General features: G+C 60.9%; 10 protein-coding genes. 3 read left to right on the top strand and 7 right to left on the bottom strand.

Annotated features, from left to right (window positions below; all coding sequences use genetic code 11):
* Positions 1–26 precede the first annotated feature (26 nt).
* The 3 genes from EOE18_RS05710 to EOE18_RS05700 form a co-directional block, all read right to left on the bottom strand.
* A complete protein-coding gene (locus EOE18_RS05710) occupies positions 27–2,000 on the bottom strand; it encodes a methyl-accepting chemotaxis protein (protein ID WP_127707105.1) in 1,974 nt (657 codons plus the stop codon).
* A 201-nt stretch (positions 2,001–2,201) separates the two neighbouring features.
* On the bottom strand, positions 2,202–2,897 hold the full coding sequence (locus EOE18_RS05705; RefSeq protein WP_127707103.1) for a Fe2+-dependent dioxygenase: 696 nt from the start codon (positions 2,895–2,897) through the stop codon (positions 2,202–2,204).
* Between the two features lie 11 nt (positions 2,898–2,908).
* On the bottom strand, positions 2,909–4,000 hold the full coding sequence (locus EOE18_RS05700) for an alpha-hydroxy acid oxidase (protein WP_127707101.1): 1,092 nt from the start codon (positions 3,998–4,000) through the stop codon (positions 2,909–2,911).
* A gap of 230 nt (positions 4,001–4,230) precedes the next feature.
* Here EOE18_RS05700 and EOE18_RS05695 point away from each other — a divergent pair, with 230 nt between their 5' ends.
* Positions 4,231–7,017, top strand: coding sequence for a TonB-dependent receptor (locus EOE18_RS05695; RefSeq protein WP_127707099.1), 2,787 nt, complete (start codon positions 4,231–4,233; stop codon positions 7,015–7,017).
* Positions 7,017–8,018, top strand: a complete 1,002-nt coding sequence (locus tag EOE18_RS05690) for a phytase (protein ID WP_127707097.1) — start codon at positions 7,017–7,019, stop codon at positions 8,016–8,018. The genes EOE18_RS05695 and EOE18_RS05690 overlap by 1 nt, the downstream gene beginning before the upstream one ends.
* A gap of 48 nt (positions 8,019–8,066) precedes the next feature.
* On the opposite strand, the gene EOE18_RS05685 is transcribed toward EOE18_RS05690, so the two are convergent.
* The 4 genes from EOE18_RS05685 to EOE18_RS05675 all read right to left on the bottom strand — a co-directional run bounded on the left by EOE18_RS05685 (position 8,067) and on the right by EOE18_RS05675 (position 13,480).
* Complete coding sequence (locus EOE18_RS05685) at positions 8,067–9,644, bottom strand: amidohydrolase (protein WP_127707438.1); 1,578 nt, start codon at positions 9,642–9,644, stop codon at positions 8,067–8,069.
* A 28-nt stretch (positions 9,645–9,672) separates the two neighbouring features.
* Positions 9,673–12,642 carry a TonB-dependent receptor plug domain-containing protein gene (locus EOE18_RS05680; RefSeq protein WP_127707095.1) on the bottom strand — a complete coding sequence of 990 codons (2,970 nt, stop codon included), beginning with the start codon at positions 12,640–12,642 and terminating at the stop codon, positions 9,673–9,675.
* Positions 12,643–12,821: 179 nt separating this feature from the next.
* A complete protein-coding gene (locus tag EOE18_RS18425) occupies positions 12,822–12,989 on the bottom strand; it encodes a hypothetical protein (RefSeq protein WP_164852668.1) in 168 nt (55 codons plus the stop codon).
* The gene (locus EOE18_RS05675) at positions 12,986–13,480 is read right to left on the bottom strand and encodes an Lrp/AsnC family transcriptional regulator (RefSeq protein ID WP_127707093.1); all 495 of its coding nucleotides are present in this window, start codon (positions 13,478–13,480) and stop codon (positions 12,986–12,988) included. The genes EOE18_RS18425 and EOE18_RS05675 overlap by 4 nt, the downstream gene beginning before the upstream one ends.
* Positions 13,481–13,646: 166 nt before the next feature.
* On the opposite strand from EOE18_RS05675, the gene EOE18_RS05670 reads away from it, so the two are divergent.
* Positions 13,647–16,070, top strand: coding sequence for a zinc-dependent metalloprotease (locus EOE18_RS05670; RefSeq protein WP_246027280.1), 2,424 nt, complete (start codon positions 13,647–13,649; stop codon positions 16,068–16,070).

The raw sequence follows: 16,070 nt of genomic DNA, 5'->3' as shown, positions 1-16,070 counted from the left end.
CTCGGCCTCCCGAACTGGGTGCCCTATCAGGCGTTCGACTGCAGCTCGTCAGCCATCGAAGCGATTTCCTCGATTGCGGAGGCCAGTTCCTCGGCGCCCTGGCTCTGCTGCTTGGCGGCGCTGGCGGCCTGCACGGTGGCCTGATCGGCCTGCGTGGCGGCGGCAGAGATCTGGTTGATGCCGGTTTGCACCTCGCTGATCTGGCGCAGCATTTCATCCGAAGCCTTCTGGATCGAACGGTTGCCGGCCAGCACTTCCGCCATTTCTTCGGTTACGCGGGCCAGATCGGCGGTGATGACCTTGTTCTTTTCCACTTCGGCCAGCGCCGAACGGCTGATGTCGTCCAGATCGCGGGCGACATTGCTGATCTGCTCCTGAATGGTCTTGACCAGATCCTTGATCCGGTCGGCATTTTCCGAGGATTCCTCGGCCAGATTGCGGATGTCATTGGACACCACGGCAAAGCCTTGGCCGAATTCCCCAGCACGCGCGGCTTCGACTGAGCCATTGACCGCCAGCATATTGGTCTTGATGCCAACGGTGGTGATCGCTTCGACGATCTTGTCGATACGGCCCGAAACCTGCGCCAGCTGCGTTACCTGATTGCGCAGAACGGCATTGTTATCGACCGATTCCGCCACGCCGGTGATCATTTCGTCCACCGAAGCGCGGCTCTGGGCGATCAGCGTGGATACGGCCTGCCCCCGCTCCAGACCCGAACCTGCCGCATGCGAGGAGCGTTCAGCACCCTTGCGGATCTGTTCCACGGCTGCGCTCGACTGGTTGGCAGCGGCGGCGGAAGCCTGCGCGCCGTTGGAGATCTGTTCGATCGCCACCAAAATCTGGCTGGCCGAACGGTTGATTTCTTCCACGGCAGAGGAGAGTTCCTCAGCCGCCGAAGCCACATCCTCCGCGCTTTTACGCACGTCGGTCGAGTTTTTCATATCCTCGGCAATTTCGGCCAGATTTTGCGCCGTGATGTCGCTCTCGCGCAGGGCATGGCTCTGCTGCTCCAGCGTGGCCAGCACTTCCTCACAAGCCGCCGATTGCTCGGCAGCAGCGCTGGAAATAGCTTCGGAACCCTTTTGCGCCTCGATGATGGCGACTTCGGACTCCTCGCTCAGGCGGGCCACCTCGCGGGTGACTTCCATGATCGCTTCCATGTCGGTGCGCAATTCGATCATCTGGGCGGTCACTTCGCCGCCCTTCTGGGCTTCCTGACGCGCGGCTTCTGCCGAAGAAAGGATGCCTTCGGCGATGACCTTGACCTCGCTCTGGATCTGGCCAACCAGCGACTGGATTTCGGTGGCGCTCTTCTCGCTGGTTTCGGCCAGCGTGCGCACTTCATCGGCCACCACGGCAAAGCCCTTGCCATGTTCACCGGCACGCGCGGCCTCGATGGCGGCGTTCAGCGCGAGCAGATTGGTCTGGTCGGCGATGCGGGCCACGGCCTTCACAATGTCGCCAATATTGGCTGCCTGCGCCTCCAGATCGGTCACGGTCTTGACCGAGCCGGTCTGACGTTCCGAGGCGGTTTCCAGTGCGCGCACCGAGGCGGCAATCTGCAGGCGATTTTCCTCCAGCAGCTTTTGCAGCGCGGCGGTACGGTCCAGCGAACCGTCCGCGGCGCGGCGGCTTTCACGGATCAATCCGCTGATGGCCGTCACATTACGCAAGGATTGCTGCGAGGCGCTGGAGGCTTCTTCTGCACCGGCCGAGATTTGCGTCATGGCCGATTGCAGCAGGTCCAGCGCCTCGGAGGCTTCGGTCACGCCGCCGGCCAATTCGGTGCTGGCGGCCGAGATGCGTTCGGCGGCCTGTTGCTGGCGAGCATAGGTGCGGGCCTGACGCTTGCGGGCATCGGCTTCGCGGTTGGCGGCTGCGCCACCGGTATCCTTGGCGGCAGGCGGTGCAGACTTGCGCTCCGACAATGCCTTGCTGGCCAGCATGCCCTTGTTCGGTGCGGGGCTGCTTACTTGGTCTTTCTTGACGAGCGCCATGCCTTCCATCTCCGTCATCAATGTCGGATGTGGAGGCGATCCCATTGTCCCCCACCGACTTCGGGGAGGCTTATGCAACACAAGGCATTACTGCCCCGTCTGTGTTACTTGACGTAGCAAGCCCTAGGTAGTCTTAGGATGAAATGAACCGTAAATTTAGGGTGCCATCATTGGTCGCGCCAATCGATTGCGACTTGGTTTTTACAGTTTTGTCCATCGGCGCAACAGGTTGTGATAGATGAAGCCCAGCCTGTCTACTTGGGCATCCTTGGTTGCGGCGCCATTTTCCATATGTTGCGCCGCCAGGGACTGGATGGTTTGGTCCAGATCGAACAGCAATGTCCGTTCTCCTTCATCGGGAACAAGGCTTTGCATCCAGAAGAAAGAGGCCAGTCTATAGCCTTTGGTCACCGGTGTAACCTGATGCAGGCTGTTGGCCGGATACAGGACCAGATCGCCAGCGGGCAGCTTTACCGCCTGATTTCCAAAGGGAGTTTCGATTGTCAGTTCGCCCCCTTCGTATTCCTGCGGATCGTTGAGGAACAGGGTGGCCGACAGATCGGTCCGCATCAGATTGCCCGAAGGTGCAGTCATCAGCGCCGCATCGACGTGCAATCCGTAATGCCCGCCATCCTTGTAGAGGTTGAACTTGGCCGGATGGATGGAATGGGGCAGAGCCGCCGAGACAAACAGCGGATGGGCGCGCAACCGGCGCAGAATTTCTGCGCCCAATTCCTGCCCCAGCGGGCTGTCGGTGGGGATTTGCAGGTTTTGCTTCACGGTGATCGAGCGTGAGCCCGCCGTCGCCGCGCCGTCCTGCCATTCTGCGGCCAGCAGGCTTTCGCGCATGGATGCCACTTCTTGCGGCGTGAACAGCTTTTCAATGATGGTCAGCATGGGGCGCTTTCTTACGCAGGGATCAGGCAGGCGGGGGTAATATCGGCAAGGCTGGTGCATCCGGCCAAAGCCATGGTCAGCTCCAACTCCTCGCGTAGCAATTTGAGCATATGGGCCACGCCAAGGCTGCCCGCCACGGCCAAGGCATGCAATTGCGGGCGGCCCAACAGCACCGCATCCGCGCCCAGCGCCAGCGCCTTGAACACATCGCCACCGCTACGGATGCTGCCGTCGATCAGGATGACCGCGTCGCCACCCAAGGCAGCGCGCATAGCGGGCAGCAACGCCAAGGGGGCGGGGGCTTCATCCAATGCGCGGCCGCCATGGGTGGAGATAACTAGGCCGGCAAAGCCCGCCTGCATGATGGCCTGTGCATCACCCGTATGGCAAACACCCTTGGCGATCAGCGGCAGGTCGGTCTGGCTGCGCAGCCAGTGCAAGTCCTCCAGCACCGGCGCGGCAGCGGCAAGGCCAGCCAGTGCGGGGTGATACCAATGGCCCGCGATGGTGGGAGCTGGTGGAATGTCTCGCAGATGGACAGCGGAAATATGCGGCGGCAGGGCAAAACCGCTGCGGATGGCGTGATGGCTGGCCGGTTGCGCCAAAGTGTCCAGCGTCAGCACCAGCGCCCTTGCGCCCGCCGCTTCGGCACGGCGGACAAGCGTCAGCGTATCCTCGCGGCGGGCTTGCCAATAGAGTTGAAACCACAAGGGACCCTGCGCCCGCGTGGCCACTTGCTCCACCGCCACGCTGGACATGGTGGACAGGCACATCACCGTTTCCAGCGCCCCAGCGGCGGTAGCCAGTTCCCCCTGTGGATGCAGCAATTGATGATAGCCCACCGGCCCAAGCAGCACCGGATGCGCCAAATCCTGACCCAAAAGGCGCAGGCGGGTGGAACCATGCGCCACCGGTGCCAAGACGCGGGGCAGGATGGCATGGCGGGCAAAGCTGGCCTGTTCGCGTTGGCGTGCCATGCCGCTGCCGCTTGCCCCTTCTAGCCATGCCCAGATCGCAGGATCGACCCGCTGTGCCGCCTCGCGCTGGTAATCGGCCAGGCAGAGCATGGTGCCAGGGATGGAATGGGCGGGCGAGGGGGCCATGGTGGCGGAATATCCTGTGTAAGGTGGCTATGTTCTGAAGCCTGAAACCCATGCTGGCGTCAAGCAGGCGGTGGAGGTGCCGTTAGTCCCCCGACCTGCGCTTGATGGGCTTTATGATAATTTTGTGCAATAGCGCCAGCATTTCATCGAAGTGTCATCGAACTTTCGCGGAAATGCCACGCAGGGTCCCTAAGCGCGGCGGGCGACTTAAACATATCAGGGGCCATTCCATGTCATTTTCCGCCTTGCTGCGCCAGTCGGCGCGGCCTGTTCGCCTGTGCCTGCTCACCTCGGTGGCCAGCCTGCCCTTTGCCACGGCTGCTATAGCTGCCGAGGAAGAGGCCAAGGACCAGATCGTCGTCTTGGGCACGCGGCCGATTGCGGAATCTGAAGCGGCAGCCTTGCAGGTGCAGAAACTGTCGGACTCGCTGGTAACCGTGGCCGCATCGGACGCCGTGGGGCGCCTGCCCGACCAGAATATTGCGCAGGCCACCGGCCGTCTGCCCGGCGTAGCGGTGGAGCGCGATCAGGGGCAGGCGCGCTATATCAGCTTGCGTGGTGGCCCCAAGACATGGACCACCCTGTCCTTTGACGGCGTGAATGTCATCAGCCCCGAAGGCCGCGACAGCCGTTTTGACTCGGTGCCTTCGGCCATTGCGGGCAAGATCATCGTCAACAAGGCGATCACCCCTGAAATGCCCGGCGAAACCGTGGCGGGCAATGTCAATGTCGTCACCCGTTCGGCCTTTGATTTCAAGGGTAAGCATCTGAATGGCAAGCTGGGCTATGGCCAGCAGGAATATGGCAAGCGCCCCGAATATGAAAGCTCGCTGGTCCTGTCCGACCGCTTTGACGTGGGCGGGGGCGAGTTGGGCGTGTTGCTCTCGGGCAGCTATTACGAACGCAACATGGTCACCGACAATTTCGAGAATGACTATGAGGTCGTCTCGCAGGACACCCGCCCCGGTTACGAACGCCGCCAATGGGTTTCGGAAACCGAGAACAAGCTCTATCGTCTGACCCGCAAGAACTGGTCGGTTTCGGGCCGCGTGGATTATAAGCCCAACGACCGCAACACGATCTCGGTTCGCAGCATCTACACGATTTTCAGCGATGACGAGGCGCGCGACAATTACCGCTTCGACCTTGACGACAAGCAGAGTTCGCAAGTCGCTGGCACTGCCGCCTGCGACACCTCGGTGAAGAGCAGCTATACCACTTCAGGCTATGCCGATGTCTGCTCGGGCAACACCACCTACGCGGGTACCGTGCGCGGCATCGATATCCGCCAGCGCAACACTTTGCGCGCCTATAAACAGTCGATCTTCACCAACACGCTGGAAGGCACGCATGAGTTTGATGGCGGTTGGAAGCTGAACTGGCTGGGCAATTACACGGTCAGCAAGGATGATCGCAGCGTGGTGGGCGAAATCGCATGGGAAAGCCCCAGCACCATTTCGGCGCGTCCAACCGTGGCCTATGATTTCACCAATCCCGGCCTGTCGATGCTGACCCTGTATAACACCACCGTGTCGGGCAGCACCCTGTCCAATGGCGCGCAGGTGGTGGCAATCGACAGCTTTGCCAAATCGGCCACGTCCTTCAGCCTGCTGGACGCGGTGGACACCACCAAGGCCTATACCGCCAAGGCTGTGCTGTCGAAGCAGGCCGAATTCCTTGGCGGCAATCTGACGTTGAAGGCTGGTCTGCAGTTCGACCAGCGCACCAAGACGGCGGATGAATGGGCGATCTCGGTGACGGGTTCGACCAATCTGGCGGCACTGGGCATTCCCACCAGCTATCAGGATTTCTCGCTGGATCAGGCCTTTATGGGCAAGATCAAGATGGGCTATACTTTCCGCTATTTCGACACGGCCAAGATGCGCGCCGTCGCCGCCAAGGCGCGTGAGCTTTATGCCCGCACCGCCAATTCGGCCAATGATTACACGGTGCGCGAACAGGTTTACGCCGGTTTCCTGATGGGTACCCTGCGCTATGACTGGGGCAGCATTCTGGCCGGTGTGCGTCTGGAAAAGATCAAGAACCACGGCAGCGCGCTGGGCACGATCAACAGCGTTTCCACCACGGTCAATTCCGGTTCCAGCCAGTTGATGGCCTTCCCCAGCGTTCACTTCAATTATAACGTCGACCAGACCAAGAAGCTGCGTCTGACCTTCAGCACCGGCGCGGCCCGTGCCGACTATGACCAGATGCGCCCCAATGTGGTGGTCAATGACAGCAACACCGCCATTTCGGGCGGCAACCCCTCGATCAAGCCGGAACGCGCCATGGGCGTGGACGCCTATTTCGAATGGTATATGCGCCCCAGCGGCTTCATCTCGGCGGGGCTTTATTACAAGAAGGTCAGCGATGTGCTGTATAAGTCGAGCCGCGTGTTCGGTTCGCATGCGCTGGACAGCAATGGCATTGACCGTTCGAACTACACCTACACCGGCATCAACAATGCGGGGAACGGCCATCTGATGGGCCTTGAACTGGCCGTGCAGCAAAGCCTTGAGCCTTGGGTGCAAAAGGCGGGTCTGCCCGAATGGATGGGCGGTTTTGGTCTGAACGCCAATATGATGCTGAACGACAGTTCGGTGACCAAGCCCGCCAGCGACGGCTTTGCCGCCCGCAAGGTGCGTCTGCCCAACACCTCGGACATGGTCTATAATCTTGGCGGTTATTACGAGAAATATGGCCTGACGCTGCGCCTGCAATATCAGTATCGCTCGATGTGGCTGGATGAAATTGCCGATGGCTTCACCGAGCCGGGCGGCGATACCTATTGGGATGCCGATGACGAGCTGGACTTCTCGGCCCGCTATGCGATCACCAAGAATGTATCGGTCTATTTCGATGCGTCGAACCTGATCAACCAGCCTGGTCGTCGCTTTATCGACGCCGGTGGCCTGTTGACGGCCAAGGGCGTGCCCACCGGTTTCTCCAAGCAGAACACCATTGAATGGGAACGCTTTGGCCGCCGGTTTAGCGGTGGCATTCGGGTGAACTTCTGATGCTGGGCATGGGAATATGGGCGGCGCTGGCACTTGCTGGCGCTGCTCCCCACACCGCCGAGGTGAAGGCGCGCGGGGAAACGGTGCCGGTGGGCACGGCGGCCAAGGATGCCGCCGATGATCCGGCCATCTGGCGCAATGCAGCCCATCCGCGCCGCAGCCTGATCGTGGCGACGGACAAGCAGGCTGGACTCTACGTCTATGGTCTGGATGGGCGCGTGCGGGACTTCTCGCGCGATGGCCGCCTCAACAATGTGGACCTGATCGAACTGGGGCGCGGGCGGGTGTTGGTGGCCGCCAGTGACCGCAATGACAAGGCCCATGCGCAGATCCGGCTCTATTGGCTGGATACGCAGCGCGCCAAGCTGCGCCCGATCGGCACGGTGGATGGCGGGGCTGGCGAGGCTTACGGCATTTGCCTTGGCCGCGTGGGCGGGCTGGTGCAGGCCTATTCGGTGTTGAAGGATGGCACGGTGGTGCAAGTGGGGGTAACCGCGCGCCGCCATGCCGCACAGGGCACGATCCTGCGCCAGATGAAGCTGGAAACCCAGAGCGAGGGCTGCGTGGTGGATCATCGTACGCAGACCTTGTTTGTGGGTGAGGAGGATCGTGGCATCTGGGCCTTTGATGCGCGCCCCAATGGCGCCACACAGGGCAAGCTGGTGGCCGCTGTCGATGGCGGGCAATTGGTGGCCGATGTGGAAGGGCTGGCCATTCTGCCCAAGGGCAAGAAGGGGGGCTGGCTGATCGCCTCCAGTCAGGGCGATAATGCCTATGCGCTCTATACCTTGCCCGATGTGAAGCCTGCTGGTCGCTTCCGCATTGCGGCGGGGCGGTTCGGGGCGACATCGGATACCGATGGCATTGCCGCAGCGCGAGGGTCTTTCGGTCGCCGTTACAAGGGCGGCCTGTTTGTGGCGCAGGATGGCAACAATGCTCCCCATGCGCAGAATTTCAAACTGGTGTCCTGGCGCGATATTCGCCGCCAGATCCGGCCCTAAGGTGATAAGGGGGCGAGCCTTGCGCGGCCCGCCCCCTTTCACATCGCCTTACTTCTTGGGTTCTTCCAGCGTGGGATATTTGATCCCCAACTGGTCTAGGTAAGTCGGGTATTTGGTTGCATCGTAATAATATTTTTCCATGGCAGGACGGAATTCCTTCATGGTTTTCTCGTTCAGCCAAGTGGCGGGGACCGGACCCAAAATCGGGTCATATTTGTCCGTCTTCAACTGCACATCGTTGAAATAGGTCTTGGCATCGCTGACCAATTTGGGCGTGGTCATCACGTCCAGAATGGTCATGGCCAAGGCCTTGGCGCCCGCTTCCACACCCTTATGCGCGATAGGTGTCGCCATCGCCATCGCCGACAGGACGTGGTGGCCGATCAGGTTGGGCACATTGGCCGGATAGCGGATGGTGATGGTCGGCACCGTCCACATGATATCGCCAATGTCATCCGATCCGCCGCCCATCGAATTGCTGCGCTGTTCCGGCGGCACTAGCGGGCCAACCGTATCGGGCAGGGGCTTGATGTTGCGCTTGTTGATGGTCTGCACCGCTTTGGCAAAGGCTTGATCGTCGGCGCTCCACTTGGGCATGCCTACTGCCTTGATATTGGCATAGGCGGCTTCGGCAAGCGGCTTGTTGCCGAAATTGGGCGCGGCATAGCCAAGGATCTTGGAGGTGACCGTCGTGCCGGTGGCCTTGGCCGCGCCCTCGGCGATTTCATTGCCGATGGTGTAGAGGTTACGCACCGCCCCGAAAGTGCGGTCGCGGAAATAATACCATACGCTGGCATTGTCGGGCACGATGTTGGGCTGGCCGCCGCCATTGGTGATCACATAATGCGAACGCTGGGTCAGCGGCAGATGTTCGCGGCGGAAATTCCATGCCGTGTCCATCACTTCCACGGCATCCAGCGCGCTCTTGCCTTCCCAAGGCATGCCACCGGCATGGGCCGTCTTGCCCTTGAAGCTATATTCGACGCTGACCATGCCATTCTGGCCCAGATCGCCATAGGCGGTGCCGAAGTCGGAGCTGACATGGGTGAAGATGCAGAGATCCACATCCTTGAACAGGCCCGCGCGCACATAATAGGCCTTGGTGGCCAGCAATTCCTCGGCCACGCCGGGCCAGATCATCAGGCGGCCGGGGATGTGGTTCTTTTCCATCACCTGCTTGGCGGCGATGGCGGCTGCCACCACCAGCGGCATGCCGGAGTTATGGCCTTCGCCATGGCCCGGTGCGCCTTCGACCATCGGTTTGATATAGGGCAGGCCGGGGGTCTGCGACAGGCCGAGCAGGTCGTCAATGTCGCTGCCCAAGGCCAGCACGGGGCCGCCTTCGCCCCAAGTGGCGGTAAAGGCGGTGGGAATGCCCGCGACGCCACGGGTTACCTTGAAGCCGTTCTTTTCCAGAATATCGGTCAGATAGGCCGAGGTCCGCACTTCCTGAAAGCCCGGTTCGGAATAGCTGAACACGGTGTCGACCATCACCTGAATGGCCTTTTTCTGGGCCTCCACACCGGCCACGGCCTCCGCCTTCAGCTTGGGGGCTGCGGCGGCATGGGCCATGGGGGCTTGGGCAAAGGCGGCAGAGGCCATCAGGGCCAATGCGGCATGTTTCATCCGTAGCATGGGTGTAATCCTCTCTCGATCAGAAGGCGGCCTTGGCCGAAATGCGGAAAGTGCGACCAATCGTGTCATAGATGCTGCGGTTGGTCTGGGCATAGGCGGGGACATTGTTGCCGGTCGGGCCATTGCCGATCAACACAGGGTCCTTGTTCATCAGATTGTTGACCACAAAGGTCAGGCTCATATCCTTGGCCAGCTTGCTCTTGATCTTGAACTGGACCGAGGCGTCGATGTAGCTGATGCCCTTGATCTTGTTGTTGTTGATCGTGCGATATTGCGTGGACGAGGTCGGGCAGGAGCTGGTGCATTCGATATAATCGTTGCCGTAGACACCGTCCGAGAAGCCGCGATAGACGAGGTTGAAATTGGCCGCGCCCACTTCATAGAAGGCGCTGATGCGATAGACCCAGTTGGGCGAGCTGAAACCACCCGACAGGCTGCCACCATTCACGCCGGCATAGTCGATCGGGAAGATCTTGTTGTCGACCACGTTGGCGATGTAATGCGTGGTGGTGCCCCGAATGGTCAACGTGCCGGGCAGGTTGGCGCTCACCTTCGACAAGGGCGTGCGATAGCTGGCTTCGATGTCAAAGCCCTTCGCATGCTGGCTGGCAAAGTTGAAGGGCTGGATCACGATCGACTGCAGGGTCGAACCGCTGAACACCAGATTGGAGCAATAGGCGGCCTGGCCGCTGGCGCAGAAATCGACCGTGTTTTGCGCGGTGACCGATCCGATGGCGTCCTTGATCTTGATATCGTAATAGTCAAAGCTGGCGGTGAAACCGGGCAGGAAGTCCGGCGTCAGCACGCCGCCCATGGTCCAGGTGTTGGCCTTTTCCGGCTTCAGAGCGGCATTGCCGATCGTGCTTTCCACAAAGCCTGCCGAACCGGCGGTAACGCCAGAGATACCGGCAATGCCAGCGGGCAACACCACCGTGTTGGTGCGCGCGGTGGGGGCGGCGAACAGTTCCGACAGGTTGGGCGCACGAATATCACGCGAGTAAGTGCCGCGCAGCTTCAGCAGCGAATTGACCTGCCACGTCGCGCCGCCCTTATAGGTCAGCACGCTGCCGCTGGTCGAATAATCGGTGCCGCGTGCGGCAAGGTTGACATTGACGCCCTTGACCACCGGCAGATCGAGTTCGAGGAAGGCTTCCTTCACGTTGATCTTGCCGCTGTTGGGCAGATAGTTGCCATAGAGCCAGCGCGAGGTGGTGGTGCCATTGGCGTTCTTGATGGGCTGGAATTCGTCAGGCACATAGCCGCTGACGCTTTCACGGCGCCATTCGCCACCAAAGGCAAAGGCGGCGGTGCCACCGGGCAGAGTGAACAGATCACCGCTGAGCGAGGCGGCGGCCACATCCTGCTTGAGCGTCTGGTCACGCCAGGGCTGGTTGCCATAGATATAGGCAAGCGAGGCAGCCGAAGGGCCGGTGGTGCCCAGACGGTTGATCGGAACGCAGCCATTGGTGGGGTTGGTCAGCGTCGAACGGCAAACGATGGTGCCCGCCGCAATGCCCGCCGTGTTGCCAGCAGGCGCGTAAACCGCATCCTGCGCCAGCGCCATACGCTCGGTCTGCCAGGTGTTGACCAACTGTTCGTGGGTCTTGGTTTCGCCATGCTGGAAATAGGCGTCGAATTTCCATTCGCGGCCAAAGGCATCAAAGCTGCCCTTTGAACCCAGCACGACACGCGTCACGTCGCGGGTGTTATGGCTGCCGGGCACGGGGAAACCGGCATTGCTGGTGCCGATGGTGATGGAATTGGCCGAGCTATTGCCCAGAGCCGAGGCAATGGTGGGATAGAGCGACTGCAGATAGGCATTGTCGCCCTTGATCATCACGCCGGTGCTGGGGGTCTGCTGGTAATAGCTTTCACCGATGTAGCGGTTCCAGCCCAGTTGCGCGAAGAGTTCGATGCGATTGGTCAGGTCGAAACCAACGCGGCCAAAACCGCTGAAACGCGCTTCATCGGGCATCAGCGAGTTGGTGCCCAGATGGCCCGCCAGCGTGGTCTGGTAATCGCCACCGACCATATAGCCCGAGCTGCTCTTGGCGCCATAGGTCAGCGTACCGACTTGCCCTGCGCCCATGAAATATTTGCCGACCAGCGAGCTGTTGGTCGAGGCGGTGATCAGGCCGCCAGCGGTGTAGGTGGAGGGGCCAATGCCGCTGCCGTTGATCCAGCTGGGCTGGCCAGCGGCGGTGTTGGGGTTGGCGACCATGAAATAGCCGGAATTGTTCCAGCTGCGCGCGATGGTGGAAACGCCATCCTGCTTTGCATATTCGCCGTTGATCAACACATGCAGGCGGTCATCCATCAGGGACAGGCCCGCCGAACCGCTGATGCGATAGTTGCGCGCATCGCCATAGGTGGAGATGCCGTGGTCGGCGGTGAGCTTGAAGCCCTTGTACTTCTTGTTCAGGATGAAGTTGACCACACCGCCAACCGCGTCCGAACCATATTGCGCCGAAGCGCCGCCGGTGACCACTTCGACGCGTTCCACCAGATCCTGCGGCACGGTGTTCACGTCCACCACGCCATTGGTGGCGCTGGCCACCGAACGCTGACCATCCACCAGCACCAGCGTGCGCGAGGCGCCAAGGCCGCGCAGGTTGACGCTGTTGATACCGGCCAGACCGTTGGACAGGCTGCCCGAGGAGTTGGCCGAGGTGGAGCCCTGCGTCACGGCGGGCAGCTGGTTGACGAAGTTGGAGAGGTTGGCGGGCGCCTGCGCCTTGATGTCCAGCGAGGAGAGCACATTGACCGGCGTGGGGGCCGAGAAACCATCCTTCACAATGCGCGAGCCGGTGACGACGATATCGCCAGCAGGTTCGGCAGCGGCCGCATCGGCAGCGGGATCTGCGGCAGCAGCCTGTGCAGGCGCAGCAATGACCGCGCCAAGCACGGCTGCCGCAGCGGTGCAGAGCAGGCCGTTACGCCATTGGGTGGTTCCGTTTGCGGCACTTGTGGTCTTGACGGTGGTCCCCATCGATCTAGCCCCTTTAATGTTAAAACTGGTTACTTTCGGCAGTCTCTCCCATCGATTTCCCCTTCGGCCCTGTTTCCGTCGGGTGATGGTTTTGTTATTATCAAGAGTGTTAATTATGAAATCTAATGTTGGTTGTTAAATTATGGCGCCGCTTTCGCGGTTAACCGTTACGGCTCGTTTTATGCTACACGAAGCGCTTTGCTGCTTCCTGTGAAATCTTGTGCCCTTGGCGCGATTGCGTGGTGGAATAATGCGGCAAGTGCGAAGTGGTTGCTGAATTCCGGCGTGGCTTGCGCGGCTGATTGCAGGAATTCGGCGGGATTTTTGCCGCGATTCGCCATGGTCATTTCACCCCGTTGAAAATGGCGGGAGGCACGGTCCGCTGGGTCACGCTGCGCATGACAAAGCTGGAACGGATGCGCGCGACATGGGGCAGGGTGGCCAGCTCGCTGCGATAGACGCGGTCGTAATCGTCAAAGTTTTTGACATGGACCATCATCAGGAAATCCGTGTCGCCAGAGACAAAGCTGCAAAAAGTGACCGAGGGGCAATGGATGACGGCGGCCTCGAATTCGTTCAGCACCGCTTCGGCCTGCGATCGCAATTCGATGGCGACGATCACCACAATGCCCAGCCCCAGCATGGGCAGGTCCATTTCGGCTGTGTAGCCGGAGATGGCGCCGCATTCCTCCAGGATCTTGCGGCGGCGCGCAGCGGCGGTGCTGGACAGATGCACCTTCTCGCCCAGCGTAACATCCGACATCCGCCCGTCCTCGCTTAAAGCGCGCATGATGCGAAAGTCGGTTGCATCAAAATCGGTGGTGTGGATTTCCGTCACTTTCGCCCCTTTGATTGGGGGATTTCAGGAAATTTCGCCGAAAATACCCCCGTATTTCTATAGACAGAGTGCCGTCAGGGGCGTGACGTACCAATACGCTAAATAGGCACCTTTCGCAGCGGCGCAGGCTGGGCGACAAAGAATAAACAGTTCAAGGGGCAAGGTGATGATTTCGAAGCGTAGGGCATGGATGGGCGCGGCATCACTCGCGCTGGCATGGGCGGTGGCTGGGCCTGCACTGGCCGAACCGGTTGCGGTTTCCTCCACAAAGGATGGGGATTTGTTACCGGTGAAGGTGGATGCCGAGGCTGGGCGCGTGCTGCTCACCTTGCCCAAAGCCGATGCGGAAAGGGTGATGGGGCGCTTCCTTTACTCCACCGCCGTGCGCAGCGGACTTGGCTCTGCCCCGATCCGGATTGACCGTGGTATGCTGGGCCCTACGCAGGTTCTAGCCTTCAAGCGCTTTGGAAAGAAGGTTGCAGTAATCTATGAAAACCCGCGATTTCGAGCGACCGAGGAAGCCTCTGTCCAGCAAGGCGCCAAGACCAGCTTCCCTTTCAGCACCATCGCTATGCTGGATGTTATCAGCAGCGATGCCAAGGGCACGGTGGTGGACATCAGCCCTTTCCTGACGCGCGATACGATGGGGCTGGCCGATGCTCTCAACCGCGAGGGTAAGGGGTTCCGTCTGGCCGACAGCCTGTCGGCGGTGGACCCGACCACGGTGAAGGTCTTCCCCGACAATATCGAAGTGGATGCGGTGCAGACTTTCGCCTCGGAAACGCCGGGCAAAGAGGTCTCGCTGATCGCCACGGATCCTCGGCAAATTTCCTTCACTATCCGCCACTCGATCATCCGCTTGCCCGCCGCCGGTTTTGTCAGCCGCAAGTTTGACATTCGTTCGGGCAGCCTTGGCACGCAGGTCTATGATTTCGGCACCAAGCTGGGCGAGGACGTGCAATATCAGCTGGCCAATCATTTCCGTCTGGAAAAGATTGACCCCAATGCGCCCAAGTCGCGGGTGAAAAAGCCGATCACTTTCTACATCGACACCGCCGCGCCCGAACCGATCCGCGGCGCGCTGGCCAAAGGCGTGGCGTGGTGGAATCAGGCCTTTGAAAGCGCGGGCTATATTGACGCTTTCCAGGTCAAGATCCTGCCCCCCGATATTGACCCGCAGGATGCGCGCTATTCCATCGTCAACTGGGCCGACCGCCTGACCCGCAGCTGGTCCTATGGCGGCGGGATCATCGACCCGCGCACAGGCGAGATCATCAAAGGCAATGTCGTGCTGGGCGCTTTGCGCGTTCGGCAGGATATGCAGATTTTCGAGGCTCTGGAAGAATCTGCGCAGGATAACACCGGCGGGCCCAATGATCCGGTGAAAGTCTCGCTGGACCGGATCAGCCAGTTGGGCGCGCATGAGGTGGGCCATGCCATCGGGTTTGTCCATAATTTCGCCGGATCGACGCAAGGGCGCACATCGGTGATGGATTATCCCGGGCCTTTGATCGGGTTGAAGGATGGCAAGATCGACCTGTCCAACGCCTATGCCAAAGGCATCGGGTCGTGGGACAAGTTCACCGTGCAATGGCTCTATGGCCAGCCCAAGCCGGGGCAGGACCACGACAAGGCGGCCAAGGCGCTGGCCGATGCTGAATTTGCGCGTGGCACGCGGTTCATGACCGACATTGACGGTCGCGCTGATGACGGGCCCGCCCCGCATGACAGCATGTGGGACAATGGCGAGGACAAGCCTGCCGAACTGGCCCATATGCTGGCAGTGCGTCGGGTGGCGCTGAACAGCTTTGGTCCGAACATCCTGCGCAAGGGCGAGGCTCTGTCCAACCTGCGGCGCAAATTCGTGCCGGTGTGGTTGTTGGCGCGTTATGAAGTGGCGGCCACCGGCAAATGGGTGGGCGGCGTGTATTATGCCTATGCGCTGGCAGGGGATGAGAACAAGGCGCCCGCACCCGTGGCTGCGTCCAGGCAGCGCGCCGCTTTGGCTGCCATGCTCAAGACTTTGTCGGCGGCGGAACTGAGCGTGCCCGATGGCTTGGTGGGCTGGCTGTCTTCCGGCGTGAATGGCAAAAGTGATGCGCAGTTTGATACGGAAGTGTTTGATAACGCTGGCTCGGCGGTGTTTGACCCCTTGGTCGCGACCGATGTGGCGGCGCAGGTGACGCTCGATAGCCTGCTCGCCCCCACGCGCCTGACCCGTGTGTATGAGCAACAGGCCCGCGATGCAGGGCAATTGGGGCTGGGCGAGATGCTGGATGCTTTGGCCGTTGCGACCTATGACCACACCGGCAGCGCGGTGGAAAAGCGGATTGCCTTGCGTACATTGCTGACCATCGCGCGCAGCCGCAAGGACCCTGCAACGCCGGTGGATGTGGCGGCCGTCTTGCAGGAAAGGCTGGACCGCGCGGCCGAAGGCTTGGCCAAGCAGGCCGGTTGGGGCGCGACGGTGGCGGCGCTGCTGCGTTCCGGCCCTTCGCTGGATGCCGAGATTGGCAAGATGGGTCGCCGTGCGCCCGCCATCCCGCCCGGCATGCCGATCGGCGGCGAGACGGAATGGTTCGGCCAGTAA

Origin of the sequence: Novosphingobium umbonatum (genome assembly GCF_004005905.1) — a bacterium.
Lineage (GTDB): Bacteria > Pseudomonadota > Alphaproteobacteria > Sphingomonadales > Sphingomonadaceae > Novosphingobium > Novosphingobium umbonatum.
The sequence above is the reverse complement of the archived record's forward strand: the minus strand, read 5'-3'. Positions and strand labels throughout refer to the sequence as shown.

Excerpts from the sequence above, each read along its gene's own strand:
- EOE18_RS05710 (WP_127707105.1), bottom strand. The coding sequence starts at position 2,000 with ATGGCGCTCGTCAAGAAAGACCAAGTAAGCAGCCCCGCACCGAACAAG.
- EOE18_RS05705 (WP_127707103.1), bottom strand. The coding sequence starts at position 2,897 with ATGCTGACCATCATTGAAAAGCTGTTCACGCCGCAAGAAGTGGCATCC.
- EOE18_RS05700 (WP_127707101.1), bottom strand. The coding sequence starts at position 4,000 with ATGGCCCCCTCGCCCGCCCATTCCATCCCTGGCACCATGCTCTGCCTG.
- EOE18_RS05695 (WP_127707099.1), top strand. The coding sequence starts at position 4,231 with ATGTCATTTTCCGCCTTGCTGCGCCAGTCGGCGCGGCCTGTTCGCCTG.
- EOE18_RS05690 (WP_127707097.1), top strand. The coding sequence starts at position 7,017 with ATGCTGGGCATGGGAATATGGGCGGCGCTGGCACTTGCTGGCGCTGCT.
- EOE18_RS05685 (WP_127707438.1), bottom strand. The coding sequence starts at position 9,644 with ATGAAACATGCCGCATTGGCCCTGATGGCCTCTGCCGCCTTTGCCCAA.
- EOE18_RS05680 (WP_127707095.1), bottom strand. The coding sequence starts at position 12,642 with ATGGGGACCACCGTCAAGACCACAAGTGCCGCAAACGGAACCACCCAA.
- EOE18_RS18425 (WP_164852668.1), bottom strand. The coding sequence starts at position 12,989 with ATGACCATGGCGAATCGCGGCAAAAATCCCGCCGAATTCCTGCAATCA.
- EOE18_RS05670 (WP_246027280.1), top strand. The coding sequence starts at position 13,647 with ATGATTTCGAAGCGTAGGGCATGGATGGGCGCGGCATCACTCGCGCTG.